Source organism: Dehalogenimonas sp. W (genome assembly GCF_037094495.1).
Classification (GTDB): domain Bacteria; phylum Chloroflexota; class Dehalococcoidia; order Dehalococcoidales; family Dehalococcoidaceae; genus Dehalogenimonas; species Dehalogenimonas loeffleri.
The window spans coordinates 1,641,357-1,657,582 of the sequence record NZ_CP146612.1 but is presented as its reverse complement, the minus strand read 5'-3'; the positions used below and the strand labels follow the sequence as shown (position 1 = coordinate 1,657,582).

Annotated in this window: 14 protein-coding genes; 6 read left to right on the top strand and 8 right to left on the bottom strand. The window is 51.4% G+C overall.

Features of this window, described 5'->3' with window-relative positions; genetic code table 11:
- Positions 1 to 321 precede the first annotated feature (321 nt).
- Complete coding sequence (locus tag V8247_RS08530; RefSeq protein WP_338737428.1) at positions 322 to 1,686, top strand: TrpB-like pyridoxal phosphate-dependent enzyme; 1,365 nt, start codon at positions 322 to 324, stop codon at positions 1,684 to 1,686.
- Between the two features lie 50 nt (positions 1,687 to 1,736).
- Here the strand turns inward: V8247_RS08530 and V8247_RS08525 are convergent, their stop codons facing one another.
- The 3 genes from V8247_RS08525 to ligA form a co-directional block, all read right to left on the bottom strand.
- Positions 1,737 to 3,041 carry a DUF1015 domain-containing protein gene (locus tag V8247_RS08525; RefSeq protein ID WP_338737427.1) on the bottom strand — a complete coding sequence of 435 codons (1,305 nt, stop codon included), beginning with the start codon at positions 3,039 to 3,041 and terminating at the stop codon, positions 1,737 to 1,739.
- A 70-nt stretch (positions 3,042 to 3,111) separates the two neighbouring features.
- Positions 3,112 to 3,678: an aminoacyl-tRNA hydrolase gene (pth, locus tag V8247_RS08520; protein WP_338737426.1), complete on the bottom strand. Its 567-nt coding sequence runs from the start codon at positions 3,676 to 3,678 to the stop codon at positions 3,112 to 3,114.
- Complete coding sequence (gene ligA, locus V8247_RS08515) at positions 3,678 to 5,735, bottom strand: NAD-dependent DNA ligase LigA (RefSeq protein WP_375340889.1); 2,058 nt, start codon at positions 5,733 to 5,735, stop codon at positions 3,678 to 3,680. Before ligA ends, pth begins: the two co-directional genes overlap by 1 nt.
- A gap of 178 nt (positions 5,736 to 5,913) precedes the next feature.
- Here ligA and V8247_RS08510 point away from each other — a divergent pair, with 178 nt between their 5' ends.
- Genes V8247_RS08510 through hisB form a run of 5 tightly spaced genes read left to right on the top strand, consistent with a single transcriptional unit; the run spans position 5,914 to position 11,506 of the window.
- Entirely contained in the window at positions 5,914 to 7,152 is a 1,239-nt protein-coding gene (locus tag V8247_RS08510; RefSeq protein ID WP_338737424.1) for an ATP phosphoribosyltransferase regulatory subunit, read from the top strand.
- A complete protein-coding gene (gene hisG, locus V8247_RS08505) occupies positions 7,149 to 8,549 on the top strand; it encodes an ATP phosphoribosyltransferase (protein WP_338737423.1) in 1,401 nt (466 codons plus the stop codon). Before V8247_RS08510 ends, hisG begins: the two co-directional genes overlap by 4 nt.
- Complete coding sequence (hisD, locus tag V8247_RS08500; protein WP_338737422.1) at positions 8,550 to 9,836, top strand: histidinol dehydrogenase; 1,287 nt, start codon at positions 8,550 to 8,552, stop codon at positions 9,834 to 9,836. It abuts the gene before it with no gap.
- Entirely contained in the window at positions 9,829 to 10,914 is a 1,086-nt protein-coding gene (gene hisC, locus V8247_RS08495; protein WP_338737421.1) for a histidinol-phosphate transaminase, read from the top strand. Before hisD ends, hisC begins: the two co-directional genes overlap by 8 nt.
- Position 10,915: 1 nt before the next feature.
- Positions 10,916 to 11,506, top strand: coding sequence for an imidazoleglycerol-phosphate dehydratase HisB (gene hisB, locus V8247_RS08490; RefSeq protein ID WP_338737420.1), 591 nt, complete (start codon positions 10,916 to 10,918; stop codon positions 11,504 to 11,506).
- 6 nt (positions 11,507 to 11,512) lie between these two features.
- Here the strand turns inward: hisB and V8247_RS08485 are convergent, their stop codons facing one another.
- From V8247_RS08485 to V8247_RS08465, 5 genes are read right to left on the bottom strand one after another with little or no spacing between them, the layout of a single operon-like run.
- Positions 11,513 to 12,427 (bottom strand): phosphoribosylaminoimidazolesuccinocarboxamide synthase, encoded by a 915-nt coding sequence (locus tag V8247_RS08485; RefSeq protein ID WP_338737419.1) that lies wholly within the window; start codon positions 12,425 to 12,427, stop codon positions 11,513 to 11,515.
- A gap of 43 nt (positions 12,428 to 12,470) precedes the next feature.
- Positions 12,471 to 13,826, bottom strand: coding sequence for an adenylosuccinate lyase (gene purB / locus V8247_RS08480; protein ID WP_338737418.1), 1,356 nt, complete (start codon positions 13,824 to 13,826; stop codon positions 12,471 to 12,473).
- Positions 13,827 to 13,828: 2 nt separating this feature from the next.
- Positions 13,829 to 14,287 carry a 5-(carboxyamino)imidazole ribonucleotide mutase gene (gene purE / locus V8247_RS08475; protein WP_338737417.1) on the bottom strand — a complete coding sequence of 153 codons (459 nt, stop codon included), beginning with the start codon at positions 14,285 to 14,287 and terminating at the stop codon, positions 13,829 to 13,831.
- Between the two features lie 54 nt (positions 14,288 to 14,341).
- Complete coding sequence (gene purD, locus V8247_RS08470; protein ID WP_338739370.1) at positions 14,342 to 15,598, bottom strand: phosphoribosylamine--glycine ligase; 1,257 nt, start codon at positions 15,596 to 15,598, stop codon at positions 14,342 to 14,344.
- Positions 15,599 to 15,650: 52 nt separating this feature from the next.
- Positions 15,651 to 16,211 (bottom strand): hypothetical protein, encoded by a 561-nt coding sequence (locus tag V8247_RS08465; protein WP_338737416.1) that lies wholly within the window; start codon positions 16,209 to 16,211, stop codon positions 15,651 to 15,653.
- Between the last annotated feature and the right edge of the window lie 15 nt (positions 16,212 to 16,226).

Here is a 16,226-nt window from a genome sequence, read left to right as displayed (position 1 = left end):
GTAGTAACTCCCGAGGCCGGGCACAGAGAGCCGGATCAGGTGGAAGCCGGTGCCAGAGGCAGGTGAGTGAATGGACTCAGGAGCCGCTGTCCGATGGCCGTTGAAAACGGCAGGTAGGCGCAGCCGTTGGGGAAACGTTAAAGTCCCGGGCAGTTTCCGGTGTAAAATATCGGCAAGTGCCCAGTGAGATGAGCTGTTACAGCTTAATAAGGGTGGTACCGCGGAGCCTTCTGCCCCTTGAAAAAGGGAGAGGGCTTTTTCTTTTGTCCAAAATTGCCGATCGGAAGAAAGTCAAAACACAATCAAGAAGGAGGAATTATCGTGGAACACACCAAGTATCTGCTAACTGAAAAGGAAATGCCGACCAGTTGGTACAACATCCAGGCTGATCTGCCCAAGCCTTTGGCTCCGGCTATTCACCCGGGCACAATGCAGCCGCTGGGGCCGGCGGATCTGGCTCCGTTATTTCCAATGGAACTGATCATGCAGGAGGTCTCTCAGGAGCGCTATATTGATATCCCGGGCGAGGTCATTGATATTTACAAGGCTTGGAGGCCGACCACACTATATCGCGCCCGTGCCCTGGAAAAGGCTCTGGATACACCCGCCAAAATATTTTACAAGTATGAAGGTTCCAGCCCGGCCGGCAGCCATAAGCCCAATACCGCCGTGCCCCAGGCTTTCTACAACAAAAAAGAGGGTATTAAGCGGTTAACCACCGAAACCGGTGCCGGACAATGGGGCAGTTCCATGGCCTTTGCCTGCTGTCAGTTTGACATTGAGCTTAAAGTTTATATGGTTAAGGTCAGTTATCAACAAAAGCCGTACCGGCGCATGATGATGGAAACGTGGGGAGCCCAATGTGTGCCCAGCCCCAGCCCGGACACCAATTCCGGTCGCGCAGCCCTGGCTGAGGACCCCAACAGCCCCGGCAGCCTGGGTCTGGCTATTTCGGAGGCTGTGGAAGACGCCGCACCGAGAGCTGATTCCCATTATTCCCTCGGCAGCGTTCTTAATCATGTGCTGATGCACCAGACGGTTATCGGATTGGAATCGCTGAAACAGATGGAAATGGCCGGCGAATATCCCGATGTAGTTATCGGTTGCGTCGGCGGCGGTTCCAACTTCGGCGGTATGGCCTTGCCTTTTGTTCATCAGAATCTGACCGCCGGCAAAAATACCCGCATCATCGCAGTGGAACCATCAAGCTGTCCCACCCTGACCAAGGGCAAGTTTGCCTTTGATTATGGCGATGTCGCTGCCATGGCGCCGATCGTGAAGATGTTCACACTGGGTCACAAATTCATGCCGCCGCCGGTTCATGCAGGCGGATTGCGTTACCACGGCATGTCGCCGATTATCAGCCATCTTTATGACCTCGGCCTGATAGAAGCAAAAGCCGTTCTTCAGTTACCGACCTTTGAAGCCGGGATCCAATTTGCCAGAACCGAAGGATTTATCAGTGCGCCGGAAACCAACCATGCCATCCGCGCTACCATTGATGAAGCCCTGAGATGCCGTGAGTCTGGTGAAAAGAAGGTCATCCTGTTCAGCCATTCCGGCCATGGTCATTTTGATCTGGCGGCCTACGATGCTTATCTGTCCGGTAAGCTGGCTGACTATGAATATCCGGAAGCGCTGGTAGAATCGGCGCTCAAGGATCTGCCCCAATGTCTGCTGGGCTAAAAAGCTTGTTGAAGAATATGAAGAGAGGGTGCGTTCAGCACCCTCTCTTTTTAATCCTTTAAACGGTAGAGAACCACTCCGGACGGTATTTTGGGGTAAAAATAGGTGCTTTTTCGCGGCATTTTGTCCATGGCATCTGAAATAGACTGAATGGTTTCAGGATGAACCGGTTTCAAAATAAAGGCCAGCTGGAATTCACCGGAATCAACACGGGAAATGGTAGAACTGCGGTCGTGATCGTAATCGATGCGCTCCTCGTCCATGGCATCCATACCCAATATTTTTTCCAGCACCACATGATCAACAACGCTGACATCCATCCCCCGATATGTTTTGGTATGTCCGCCAGGCATCAGGGCTTCTACCTGTGCGTGATTTATTTCTGTCAGACTGATTAATTCTTTACCGTTTAAGCCGTAAATGAAAAACCGGGAGCTGTCCTCAGCCAGTAACGGTTCCAGTTGTGCCCATACATTTGAATCAGTCAGGGAAAATCGCTCAATGTTAAAAAACTCCGCCAGACTGGAAGATAGGGCATTTATGGCCGTCGGGGCGATGCCCTTCACCAGTCGGTGAGTCGGCAGTATCAGCATGCCCGGGTCAGACATGTCGGTCAAGGACATCATTACAAATTTCAGGGCGGCATCCAGCGGCAGTTCCGGGCTTTTGACCTGACTTTCTTTACAGTAGGCCAGTGCGCTCTCATACCGGTGGTGGCCGTCAGCAATATACAGTGGTTTTGAAGCAAATCCTTTTTCAATCGCCGAAACAGTGACGGCATCATCAATGAGCCACAGTCGGTGGTATTCTCCGTTTTCGCCGTTAAACGCTGCTGTTGCCGGCCAGTCAATGATTTGAGCCAGTATCCCGGCAATATATCCTTCCGGATCGTGATAAAGGCCAAAAACCGGACTGGTGTTAGCCTCCAGAGTGCTGATCAGGCGGATGCGATCACGCTTAGGGCCGGCCAGCGTACGTTCGTGGGGGCGAACGATCATCCGGTCCCATTCCTCCAGCCTGATTCGGGCAAACAAACCGTATCTTTTGGATTTTTTGCCTTCATATTCAAATGTGTGCTCGTGTAAATAATAGGCAGGTTTATCGTCCTGCCGCAGTACCCCGCTTTCAATCCACTGTTCCAGAAAACTCAGCGCGCGGCTGTAACGGTTGCTTTGCTCATCATCACCGGGTTGAGCTTTAGAAAACTCTATTCTGACGAAATTATAAGGGTTGGATTGCAGTAATGCTTCCTCCTGCTTCGGGCTGATCACGTCGTAAGGCGGACAAATCAAAGCGCTGACATCCTGCTGCTGGGTGTCATAGCGCAATGCTTTAAAAGGTCGTACGTCGGCCATAAATATTCCTTTCTTGAATCAAAAAACGTTCAGAATCGCCAGTTTATAGGATACCGGCGGTTCTTTCAAATCAATTGAAGCGGTTCATGGCGGTTTCCGGGTTTTCGGCGACCAGCACTTCTATTGCGTCCACGGCCCGGTTCACGGCGTCTGTCACCGCCTCATGTTCGGTTTTGTCAAAGCCGGACAGCACATGATCCACTATTTCATTGCGGTCAATTTCAACCGTCGGTCGTCCGATACCGACCTTCAGCCTGATAAATTTATCCGTACCCAGAGCCGCAATGATTGATTTAATTCCGTTATGACCGCCGGCACTGCCATCGGCTCGCATTCTGATGCGACCAACCGGCAAATCAAGGTCATCATAGACGACGATAATATCCGAGGGTTTCAGTCGGTACCGGCGCAGCAACGACGAAACCGCGTCGCCGGAAAGGTTCATATAAGTCTGCGGTTTAGCTAAAGCAACTTTAATTGGTCCCAGATCGCCTTCACCGATCCGGGAGTGGCAACTGCGTTTGTTGAAATTTATCTTATGACGCCTGGCCAGTGTCCCCAGAACCACGAAACCGATATTATGCCGCGTTCCGGAATATTCCCAGCCGGGATTTCCCAAACCAATGATCAATTTCATTAAAACAGCCTCGGTTGTGGTTCAGTGACAGGTTTTTCAATCAGTATTATAAACTGGTCCTCAGTCAAAATCTCAATACCCATCTCCCTGGCTTTGGTCAGTTTGGATCCGGCCTCCTGGCCCGCTACCAGAAATCGCGTCTTTTTGGTTAGATCGGTTTTGTATGTGCCTCCGGCGGCGGTGATTCTATCCCAGGCCTGCTGCCGGGTCATACCTGCCAGCGTGCCGGTAATTACAAATTCAGTTCCGGCTAAAGGGTCAGTTCCGGTTGAATTGTCAGGGGTAACCGGGGGAGTCTCCAGCACCTGGATTAACCGGTTAACAGTTTCCCGGTTTTGAGGTTCGGTGAAGTAGGTAATTATGCTTTCGGCGATCTTGTCGCCGATACCAGGGATAATTTTTAATTGGGCCTGGTCGGCTTCAAACAGAGCTTTAAGCGTGCCAAAATTTTGGGCCAGAACCGTCGCGCTCTCCAATCCGACGTGACGAATACCCAGCGCAAAGATGACATTGGTCAGGGGTCGCTTGCGCGATTTGTTAATGGCATCAATGAGATTAACCGCGCTTTTGTTTTTCATCCGGTCGCGGGCAGCCAGTTGGGAAACCTCAAGACTGTAAATATCGGCAACGTTTTTAACTAGGCCTTCGGCCAAAAAAGCAACGGCCAATTGCTCTCCCATGCCCTTGATATCCATGCCTGATTTGGAGACGAAATGCTCCAATTTCTCGGCCAATTGAGCCGGGCAGGTGGCATTCGGGCAATAATACATCACCTCGCCGGGTGATTTTCTGATAAGCGAATTACAGACCGGACAATGGCTTAACCCGTCAGCGCCTTTTAGTTTAGTTTCAATACTGAACACACTGGCATTATGGGGTCGCTTTTCCAACACCGGCCCGACAACCTGGGGAATAACGTCCCCCGCCCTTTGAATGACCACAGTGTCGCCGATGCGGATATCCTTACGCTGGATGTCTTCTTCATTGTGCAGTGATGCTTGTCTGATAATCACGCCGCCGACGAATACCGGTTCCAGAATAGCATAAGGATTCAAAGTGCCTGTCCGGCCGACACTGATGCCGATATCTTTCAAAATGGTGGTTGCCTGGTGCGCCGGAAATTTAAAGGCTATTGCCCAGCGCGGTTCCCTGGCCGCCGAACCCAGGCGCTCCTGTTGTGCCAGATCGTTTATTTTAATGACCACACCGTCGGCTTCATAGGGCAGCGTGTGGCGCTTTTCCAGCCATTCGTCATAATACTGTTCAACTTCCTGAAGCGAACGGCAATGGCGGTTGTAAGGATTTAGCTTGAAACCCCAACTCTTAATCCGTTCCATGGTGTCCCAATGGCTCGCCGGTAATTGTGAGCCATCAGCCCAGCCTAAGGCATAAACATAGATATCCAGCGGTCTTTGAGCCGTGACCCTGGGATCCAACTGCCTCAGCGACCCGGCAGCCGCGTTTCGGGGATTGGCAAAAAGCGGTAAGCCGGCTTTATCCCGTTTCAGATTAAGCTGTTCAAAATTGGCTTTGGGCAAAAACACCTCACCGCGGACTTCAAAATGTTCGGGTGACTGATTTGCCACGGAGAGCGGCAGACTCCTGATTGTGCGCAAATTAGCGGTGATATTCTCACCTTCTACCCCGTCGCCACGGGTGGCGCCGGTAGAAAGCTGTCCATCTTCATAGGTTACGGCAACAGCCAGTCCGTCCATTTTGTGTTCGCATACAAAGGTGAACTCTTCCCCCGGCAACAATTTTTCTATCCTTTTTACCCAGGCCTGCAGTTCTGCTTTGCTAAAAGCATTAGCCAATGACAAAAGAGGTTTACGGTGGGTAATAACGCCAAAGGCTTTCAGCGGTTCGGCACCTACCCGCATGGTCGGGGAGTCAGGGATTACCAGTGAAGGATATTCTTGTTCCAGTTGTCGCAGTTCTCTTAACAGGGCATCATATGACTCATCAGATATTTCTGGCGTGTCCTTGACATAATACAAATAATTGTGGTGATTAAGCAATCGCCGGAGTTCCAGAACACGTTCTTGAGCCTGTAATATTTGAATCATTTCCGTACAATGTTATATCACAATCGGGTGGGCGTTTGGTAGCTTTGTTTTACGGTGAGTGATATCGGAAATTATAGTTGTCATAGTAAAATAGAAATAACCCGACAATATTTGAAGCATACGTTTGGCTGGTGTAAAATCAAACCATATATTAATTATAGGAGAAATCATGACTCAAAACCGATGTCGCGGTTGTAACGATCTTGGCCCGGAAGAAATGCTGAAGTTCCGGTTGGCCGAATCTGTTTTTATTGATACAGCTCTTAAGTGGGGGTATGAAGAAGTCAGGACTCCAATCCTGGAATATCTTAATCTGTTCACCTCGGCGGGTACTCTGACCCCCGGCATGTTGCGCCAGGTCTACTCTTTCCTGGATTGGGACGGCTGGAGCGGCGAAAGGGTGGTAATGCGCCCGGATGGCACCATCCCCCTGGCTCGTTATTTTGTTGACAACCTGGCCGACCGGGATGTGGTGCGGCTGTTCTATGTGGTTAATGTCTTCAGGTTTAAGGAAAATCCTGAAGAAAAACGGGAACGCTGGCAGTGCGGCGCTGAGCTGATCGGCGCTAATTCCGGTTTGGCAGATGCTGAATTAGTCCGGATGTCTGTTGAATCACTGGAACTACTGGGAATCGGAACCGTTATTAAGCTGTCGCATTCGGGCTTTATTCAGGCGGTGCTGGCTCAACTGGAACCGAATCCGGAAGCCCGGCACCAGCTTTTTGATGAAATATTAGACGGCAACGCAACTACTTTAAACAGCCTGAAAGCCCGCTGTCCGGAACTGACCGCCGGATTGGAAATGATGTTAAATGTCACCGGCAGTTCAGCTGACTACGTTGCTAACGTGAAAGCCCTTTTTGGCAAAACCAGCGAATTAGATGAAGCTTGCAGGTCTTTCCAGTCAACACTCAATATTCTTGATTCACTGGATATTGAGTATGTGATTGACCTAGCCGCCGGCCGGGGTTTTGAGTATTACACCGGACTTATCATGCATATTTTTACCAACGACATTTTGGTCGGCGGCGGGGGGCGTTACGACAATCTGGTTGGCCAAATGGGTGGTGACGCCCGGCCGGCTGCCGGTTTTGCCCTTTACATGGATGAGATCATGGATTTTATTGACTATGATGTCTACGCTTTGGATGAACCGGACCGCTTCCTGTTAACATTTGAGGCGGGAAATGAAGCCCAGGCGTTTGCCGTAGCTACTGACCTGCGTGATGCCGGCTATACCGCTGAAATAAAACTCGGTGACCCCGATACGATGATGTATGACTGGGTCCTGGGCATCAACGATGGCGGAACACTGCTGATGACCGACACCGAAACCGAGGAAGAATTTGAGTTTGAAACCGTTGAAGAACTCATTGAGATGCTCGGCGGGGAGGCTTCTGAAGAATGAAGATTGCCCTGCCAAAAGGAAGATTGCTGGCGGAAACCGCGTCCATGCTGGAGCGGGCAGATTGGCAGTTGAACGATTATCAGCCAAAAGCGCGTTTATATCGTCTGGAGAGCGGCAGGTTCCCGGACCTTTCGGCCAAAATGCTGCACGAAAAAGACATTCCCATTCAAGTTGCCATCGGCAACTATGATCTGGGTATTTGCGGTGCGGACTGGGTTGAAGAACTTGTCTCACGATACCGGCTCAGTTCGCTGGTGCAGGTAAAGATACTGGGGTACGGTGAGGGAGCCCTTTTTGTGGCGGTAGCCGGTGGCGGTGATGTTAAATGCCTCGCTGATTTAAGCCGGCAGACCGGCAAAATACGTCTGGCGTCCGAGTACCCCAATATTGCTGAAAAATTCGCCTTAGATCTGAGATTGAAGAATTTTGCCGTTTATCCGTTGTGGGGCAGCGCGGAAGCTTATCCGCCGGAAACTGCCGAAGTTATCATTCTCCCCCGGAAACGTGCCGAAGAACTGACGGCCCGAGGTTTGAATGTGTTGGGGAAGGTGATGGACTTCCGTGCCGTGCTGGTGGCTAACCGCGAAAGTCTGGCCACCATGGATTTATCAGAGGTCATCACTTCTATTTTGGAAAATTTGCCGCCGCTCACTGCGTCAGATGATGCTGCAATCAAAATAGCTGACTCAGCCGTTGAAACCTATCACCAATATTCAGAGGATATTGTCAGACTGGCCTTACCGGACGGGCATCAACAACCGCATGTTCGCAAAATTTTGGATGCCGCTGGAATTACCATTGAGGACTATCCCTCAGACCGGGGTTTCCGAAGGCCTCAGACCGACTTGGAGGGTTTTTCCATCAAAACTATCCGGCCTCAGGATATGACCATTCAAGTGGCCAACGGGAACTTTGATCTGGCCATTACCGGCTGGGACTGGCTGAATGATCACCTGACCCAGTTTCCCGGCAGTCCGGTCAAACGTCTGTTGGATTTGAAATACGGCTGGGTCAGAATCGTAGCCGTTGTGGCGAATGAATTACCGGTGACTAATCCAGATGAGCTAAAAGAATATTTCCGGGGTAAGAACCTCAGAGTTGCCACGGAGTACGTGAATATAGCTGACGATTACGCCCGTAACAATCATTTTGGTCGTTATCGCATTGCCCCCACCTGGGGTTCAACCGAAGTATTTTTACCTGAAGATGCCGATTTACTGATTGAAAACACTGAAACCGGCGGGACTATCGCGCGTCATAACTTGAGGATTATTGACACCTTGTTTGAGTCAACAGCGTGCGTTATCGGCAATACCACCGCAGCGGAAAACCCGGTGAAACGCCGCCGTATGGAGGCTTTGGTGAGCCGGCTCGCCCGTGCCCTGGAGCAGGGCTAAATGCGGGTTGTCTCCGGTATTGATGCCGCCGGCAAACTATTGAACCGGCGGACCGGCTTTCAAGCGACCGACCCAGCTGTTGAACAGTCGGTAAGGGCTATCATTGAGCAGGTCAGAGCCGGCGGCGATAAAATCTTAAAAGAACTCACCGCTAAGTATGATGGTGCCCGCCTGGACCGGATTGAAGTAACTGCTGAAGAAATCCAAAAAGCCAGGAACGCTATTGATCCCGGTCTGCTGGATGCCCTGGAAACGGCTGCCGGACAGATAACTTCCTATCATTCTGAACAGTTTACTGCGATAAAATCGGCGGTGGATGCCATGGGCAGCAGGCAATTGTTACGACCTTTGGATCGGGTAGGCGTATATGCCCCCGGCGGCAAGGCTTTTTACCCTTCAACCGTCTTGATGACTGCTATTCCTGCCAGAGAAGCCGGGGTTAAAGAGGTGATTCTGGCCACTCCCCCCGGAAGCGACGGAAGGATTCCGTTACCCACGCTGGCCGCGGCGGCGATTGCCGGGGTTGACCGTGTTTTCGCCGTCGGCGGTGCTCAGGCTGTCGCTGCTTTAGCCTATGGCACCGAGACGATCCCGCAGGTTGATAAAATCTGCGGTCCGGGAAACGTGTATGTCATGACGGCTAAAAAGATGGTTTTCGGTCATGTCGCCATTGACGGTCTGCAAGGTCCGAGTGAAGTATTGATTATCGCTGACGAAACCACGGATCCGGTTGATTGTGCCGCCGATATCCTGGCTCAGGCGGAACATGACCCGCTGGCACAATCAGTACTGGTGACAACTTCCCATAAATTGGCCGGCAATGTTCTCGGTGAGCTGAAATTAAGGATGCGGGAAAACCCCCGGCATATGATCATTGAACAGTCACTGGAGCAGCGGGGTATTATTGCCGTCGTTGCCTCTCTTGAAGAAGCGGTTGAACTGGCTAATCTGTACGCACCAGAACATCTTTGCTTTCTGGCGGCCTCGGCCGGCGATTATTTGGCCTCTCTGCGTCATGCCGGTTGTATATTTATCGGGGAAAAAGCTACCGTGGCTGTCGGGGACTATGTTGCCGGGCCCAGCCACGCTTTACCGACCTCTGGTACCGCCCGTTTCAGTTCTCCGCTCAATATCTGGGACTTTGTCAAGATCACTGATGTGGTCAACGTAGATGCCGATATGATTTTTAAATACGGCCCGGCCGCAGTGACCATTGCCCGCGCAGAAGGGCTGGAGAACCATGCCCGGGCGATTGAGGCGCGTTACCGAGGTGTTTCCAATGGGTAGTCTGCAAAAATTCATGCGCCCGGAACTGGGGAAATTTGCCGGGTACGCCGCCTGTAAATCGCCAGAAGTCCTGACCGAAGAAGTCCGGCGTTTAGGCGTGGTGAAACTGGATGCCAACGAAAACGTCTACGGGCCTTCACCTGCTGTAACCAGGGCTTTGGGGCAATTGAACGACGTGCATATTTATCCTGACTCTTGCCAGACTGAGCTGCGCAAGGCGCTCGCTCAATATGCGGGAGTTCCTTCTGAGAATATTGTGGCCGGTTCCGGCTCAGACCAGTTGATTGATTTGCTGGTTCGGATGTTTGTCAGCCCTGATGATGAAGTGATCACCTTCACGCCTACTTTCGCTATGTATAAGTTTTTTACGGATCTGGCCGGCGGCAAATTCATAGCAGTACCCCGTGACAATGATTATCAAGTGGTGCTTGATCGTTTGCCGGAAGTCGTGTCAGACAGGACCAAACTGATATTTATTGCCATGCCCAATAATCCCACCGGCACTCAGGTGCCGCTGGAGACAGTATATACACTGCTGCAAACCGGTTTGCCGGTCGTCGTAGATGAAGCATACTATGAATTTACCGGACAGACACTGGCAGATAAACTTGACCAATACCCCAACCTGATCATATTGCGTACGTTCAGTAAATGGGCCGGCCTGGCCGGGCTCCGGATAGGGTACGGGCTATTTCCGGACGAAGTCGCCCGAAAACTTGACGCTATCAAAGACCCGTATTGCGTGAACGCCGCGGCCGTTACCGCGGCAAGAGCCTCACTTAATGACCTTGACTACCTGATGGATAAAGTGAAGCTTATTATCCAGGAGCGGGAAAGACTATTTCAGGCATTACAGGGAGTCTATTATCTTAAGCCGTTTCCTTCAGCCGCCAACTTTATTTTATGCCGGGTTGAAGGTAAAAATGGTGCGGAAATTCAAAGCCGGCTGGAGCAGCGGGGCATACTGGTGCGGTATTTTAATTCACCGAATATGGAAAACAGCCTGAGGTTCTCCATCGGCAAACCTCACGATACCGACAGGCTGTTAACGGAACTGCTTAAAATTGGGGAGGCTTAACATGACGGAACGTATTGCAACGATAAAAAGAGATACCCGGGAAACCACCATCAGTGTCAGTATTAATCTTGACGGCCATGGCGTTGATGAAATGCGTACCGGTATCCGCCTATTTGACCACATGCTGGCTCAGATAGCCCGACACGGAATAATGGATATCAGCGTTTCGGCCACCGGGGATGATGTGCATCATCTGGTGGAAGATATCGGCATTTCTTTGGGCCAGGCTTTCAATCAGGCTCTGGGTAACAAAAAGGGTCTGGTTAGAATCGCCGATGCCACCGTTCCCATGGACGAATCACTGGCAACAGTGGTTGTTGATTTGGGCGGCCGGGGCTATTCGGTACTAAACATGGATTTTGAAAACAACGACATGTCGGACTTCCCGGCCGACTTGTTACGGCACTTTCTGGAAAGTTTTGCAGCGGAAGGCCGGCTGAATCTGCATGCCGGTGTGGCTTACGGCACCAATGACCACCACAAGGCCGAAGCGGTCTTTAAAGCCCTGGGGCGAGCCCTGGATAAAGCCACCAGAATTGACCCGCGTATCGCCGACAAATTGCCGAGTACCAAGGAGTTTGTTGAAGGTTAATTCGGCCTAGTCCAGCGTCGTTCCTGTCAACACTTCAAAGGCATGGACGTATCTCCGCCGGGTATTTTCAATTATCTCATCCGGCAAAGTCGGACCGGGAGGCTCTTTATTCCAACCGGACGCCTCCAACCAGTCGCGTACCGGCTGCTTATCATACGAATCCTGAGCTTCACCCACCTTATAAAGCTTTTCGTCCCAGAAGCGGGAGGAATCCGGCGATAAGGCTTCATCAATTAAGATCAGATTGTTGCCGTCAAGCCCAAACTCAAACTTGGTATCGGCGATAATGATATCGTGATTGCGGGCATATTCCCGGGCGTAAGCATAAAGAGCGGTGCTGATCGCCTTTAATTTAATAGCCATGGCGGCACCAACAGTCTCTTCTACCTCTTGGTAGGTCATCGGCAGGTCGTGGGCATCGTCACCCTTGGTGGTGGGTGTAAAAATAATCTCCGGCAGCATCTGGCTCTGTTTCAAACCCGCCGGCAGCGCCACGCCGCAAACTGACTGAGTCTTTTTGTATTCAGACCAGCCGGAGCCCGCCAAATAGCCCCGCACTACGCATTCCACCGGCAACCGTTTTACTTTCTTGACGATCATGGAACGGCCTTCAAGATATTCCGGATACTCAAAACGCTGTTCTTCTGGGATAAACTCATCCAATTGTCTGACATCCTTAATCACCGCCACAACATGGTTGGGGATAATACTGCGGGTTTTATCAAACCAGAAAGCCGAAATCAGGTTAAGCACTTTGCCTTTGTCTGGGATGCCCACCGGCAGCACCACGTCAAAAGCCGAAATACGGTCAGAAACAACAATAAGCAGGTATTCGCCCAGATCATAGGTATCGCGCACCTTCCCCAAGATAAATCGTTTCAGGGGCAAATCAGTCGCAAGCACTACACTGTTATCAGTCATCAGTACCCTCCGATAATAAAATTGGGTTACTAGTCGGCGGATGTTACAGAGCCGCGGGCGACAGGTTTTCAGGTCCGGACTCGGGCCGCACTTTCCATTGCGCCGCCGTCAAACCAAGGCGCTTGAAAATATCATCCACGTGCCGGGTGTAATATTTGTAGTCAAACAGCTCATCAATTTCAGCCTGCGACAACTTCGCCGTCACTTCGGCATCGGCCTTCAACAGATCAATAAAATTATTGTCTTCATTGCCCCAGGTGGCCATGGCGTTTCGTTGAACCATCTTATAAGCAGTTTGCCGGGTAAGCCCTTTTTCAATAAGCGCCAACAGAACGCGCTGCGAAAACAGCAGACCTCGGGTCAGATCCATATTGCGGCGCATCCGCTGCGGGAAAACCGTCATTCCCTTAATGACATTAGTGAAAATATTCAGCCCATAATCCAATACCAGGCAGGCATCCGGCAAAATCACGCGCTCAGTTGATGAGTGAGAAATATCCCGTTCATGCCACAATGCAATGTTTTCCAAGGAAGTCACAGCGTAGCCGCGTACCAAACGCGCAATTCCGGTAACCCGCTCGCACAGTTCCGGATTGCGTTTATGCGGCATGGCGGAACTGCCGGTTTGACCGGCACCGAAGGGCTCTTCAGTTTCCCGGAATTCGGTTTTTTGAAGTGCCCGGATTTCTACGGCGAATTTTTCCAGTGAACCGGCGATAATAGCCAGCGTCGTCATAAATTGGGCATGCCGGTCGCGTTGGATTACCTGATTGGAGATAGGCGCCGGCGATAATCCCAGCTTGGCGCAGGCAAATTCCTCTACTTCAGGCGGTACCGTGGCGTAGGTGCCGACCGCGCCGCTCATTTTACCAACCGCGATAATTTTAGCCGCATCAGCCAGCCGCTGGCGGTTGCGCTGCATCTCCTCCATCCACAAAGCCAGTTTCAAGCCAAAAGTGATGGGTTCGGCGTGAACGCCGTGAGTTCGGCCGGCCATGACCGTATATTTGTGTTCAATGGCTCGGTTGCCAAGCACGGTGACCAGCTGTTTCAAATCATCGGCCAGAATTTTAGACGCCTCCACCAGTTGCAGACTGGTAGCCGTATCCATGACATCAGAAGAGGTCAGGCCGAGGTGAATAAAGCGTGATTCTTCGCCAACACTTTCCGCTACTGATCCGAGAAAGGCGGTCATATCATGGTGTGTCTCAACTAGTAATTCTTCCATGCGTTTGAAATTAAGACGGGCCATCTTGACCTTTGGCAGGGCTTCACGAGGCACTACACCCTGTTTAACCCAGCCTTCAACTACGGCTAATTCAATATCCAGCCACTTATCAAATTTGTTTTCATCGCTCCAGACTTTTTTCATCGCCGGGCGGCTATAACGTTCTATCATCGTTAATTTCCTTTTAGTTCGTTGCGGTAATTATCGTAGGCCTGGGCAATTTCAGGGTATTTCAATCCCAGTATCTGCGCTGCCAGATAGCCGGCATTTTTGGCCCCGGCCACCCCTATAGCCACCGTGGCTACCGGAATACCGGCGGGCATCTGCACGATGGCATAAAGAGAATCAACACCATTCAATTCCGATGAAGGGATAGGAACCCCGATCACCGGCAGGGTCGTCCAGGAGGCAATAACGCCGGGTAAATGAGCGGCCGCACCGGCGCCGGCAATGACCAGTTCAAATCCCTTTTCCCTGGCTGAAGCACAGAAATCCTGAACCTTTTCCGGAGTCCGGTGGGCTGACATAATCAGAACTTCATGGGCAATGCCCATCTTATTCAACACCTCAGATGTGTTGTTCATAATCTCCATATCAGATTTAGAACCCATAATAATTGCTGCTTTTGTCATAAATACCTGCCTGTATTAATTAAACTTTCCTGAAGAGGACGGGGTTTACGCCGGTCAGGAGCCGGGGAACAGAGCGATATCGCTGCGGTATTGTGCGCCTTCAAAGGTTATCCGGCCGATGTTCCGATAGGCTATTTCTCTGGCTGCTGCAATTGACTCACCGCAGCCGGTAATATTCAGCACTCGCCCGCCGTTTGTCACTACTTTGCCGTCGTTGCCCAGCCTGGTGCCGGCGTGGAAGACCGTAACCTGTTCGTCAACGTCGCCAAGACCGTTGATAACCAACCCTTTTTTATACGTTTCCGGGTAGCCGCCGGCGGCCATCACCACGGTCACGCAGGACGTATTATCCCATTCAACCTTTACCTTTTCCAATGTTCCGTTAATGATGTTAAGCATGATATCCACCAGATCTGTCCGCAACTGCGGCAATATTATCTGGGTTTCCGGGTCACCGAAACGGGCATTAAACTCCAGGACTTTGGGACCGCTTTCGGTCAGCATCAAACCCGCATAGATAACACCCCGGTAATTGATCCCTTCTGAAGCCAACGCCCGGATAACCGGTTCCATAACCGTTGATTCAATCCGGGCTTTCAGCCGCGGCGTCAAAAAGGTCGGGGGAGAATAGGCACCCATGCCGCCGGTGTTGGGGCCAAGATTGCCGTCAAAAGCTCTTTTATAGTCGCACGCAGGCGGCATAACAGCCAGAGTTTTACCGTCGGTAAAAGCCAGAAAACTCATTTCCTGACCGACCAGGCATTCCTCAATAACCACGGTGGAACCCGCCTGCCCGAAAGCCCGGCTTTCCATAATATTCGCTAAAGCGGCTTCAGCTTCGGCTATGGTGCTGCACACACTGACACCCTTGCCGGCGGCCAGACCGTCAGCCTTTACTACCAGCGGTGCAGTCTGCTCCAGTAAATATGCTCTGGCTTCAGCGTAATTTGAAAAGGACTTGCCTTTGGCGCAGGGGATGGCGTATTTTTCCATCAGCGAGCGGGCAAAAGTCTTGCTGGATTCCAATTGTGCCGCGGCTTTGACCGGTCCGAAAGCCGGTATGCGCCGGGATTGAAAGTCGTCAATCAAACCGGCGGCCAAAGGAGCCTCCGGCCCGACAATAACCAGGTCTATTCCCATTGATTCAACGGCTGCCAGTAAGCGGGGAAAATCAGTCGGTTCAATATCCAGATTGCGGGCGATAGCCGCAGTGCCGCCGTTACCGGGGGCTACAAAGATAGATTCAACCTGTGGGCTTTGCCTAAGTTTCCAAACGATAGCATGCTCACGTCCGCCACCGCCGATAACCAGTATCTTCAGCGTTCTGTCCTGCCTTAAATATTAATTAAGCCTGGGTCGCTAATTATCGTCGTTTGGTTCGCGGGCTCAAATTTCTTGGCTGCCAACGATCCTGTTCTATTGACTGATTGACCCGATCCAGCAACTGCTGCATATCGGCTTCGGTAAATCCCAGCAGTTTCAACAGTTTCTGTTCTTCGGCGTCCGCCGCGGCCTGAGAAGCCTCGCTTTTGGTCTGTAACTCTTTAACCGTGGTCGTATCCGGCACCTTGCCGTCCAGTTTATCTTCCATAGCCTCGGCCTGAGCCACCGTCCACGCCAGGTAATCTACATAGGATGCGTGCCAGGCAAAAAACAGCGATGTCGCCTGATCAGGCACTGAACTTATGGCATCTTTGCGGCGGAGCAGTTCGGCCGCTGACAGCGCCAGTCGGTTGGCAGCATTTAGCAAGCCTTCCAGCGCCTCAGTATCCTTGGAGTTTTTCGGGTTATAGGAGTCCAGCGCGGCGGTATAAATGCCGGCTTCCTTTTCCTGAAAGGCTTTGAGTTTCCACTCTTCTCCCAGGTAGTCCAGATAATTCAGCAGTTCATCACCCTGAATCTTACGTTTACCAAAAAGCCCCATAATCTTTTCTCCTGA

Excerpts from the sequence above, each read along its gene's own strand:
- hisC (WP_338737421.1), top strand. The coding sequence starts at position 9,829 with ATGGGTAGTCTGCAAAAATTCATGCGCCCGGAACTGGGGAAATTTGCC.
- V8247_RS08485 (WP_338737419.1), bottom strand. The coding sequence starts at position 12,427 with ATGACTGATAACAGTGTAGTGCTTGCGACTGATTTGCCCCTGAAACGA.
- V8247_RS08465 (WP_338737416.1), bottom strand. The coding sequence starts at position 16,211 with ATGGGGCTTTTTGGTAAACGTAAGATTCAGGGTGATGAACTGCTGAAT.
- purB (WP_338737418.1), bottom strand. The coding sequence starts at position 13,826 with ATGATAGAACGTTATAGCCGCCCGGCGATGAAAAAAGTCTGGAGCGAT.
- purE (WP_338737417.1), bottom strand. The coding sequence starts at position 14,287 with ATGACAAAAGCAGCAATTATTATGGGTTCTAAATCTGATATGGAGATT.
- pth (WP_338737426.1), bottom strand. The coding sequence starts at position 3,678 with ATGAAATTGATCATTGGTTTGGGAAATCCCGGCTGGGAATATTCCGGA.
- hisG (WP_338737423.1), top strand. The coding sequence starts at position 7,149 with ATGAAGATTGCCCTGCCAAAAGGAAGATTGCTGGCGGAAACCGCGTCC.
- V8247_RS08510 (WP_338737424.1), top strand. The coding sequence starts at position 5,914 with ATGACTCAAAACCGATGTCGCGGTTGTAACGATCTTGGCCCGGAAGAA.
- V8247_RS08525 (WP_338737427.1), bottom strand. The coding sequence starts at position 3,041 with ATGGCCGACGTACGACCTTTTAAAGCATTGCGCTATGACACCCAGCAG.
- hisB (WP_338737420.1), top strand. The coding sequence starts at position 10,916 with ATGACGGAACGTATTGCAACGATAAAAAGAGATACCCGGGAAACCACC.
- hisD (WP_338737422.1), top strand. The coding sequence starts at position 8,550 with ATGCGGGTTGTCTCCGGTATTGATGCCGCCGGCAAACTATTGAACCGG.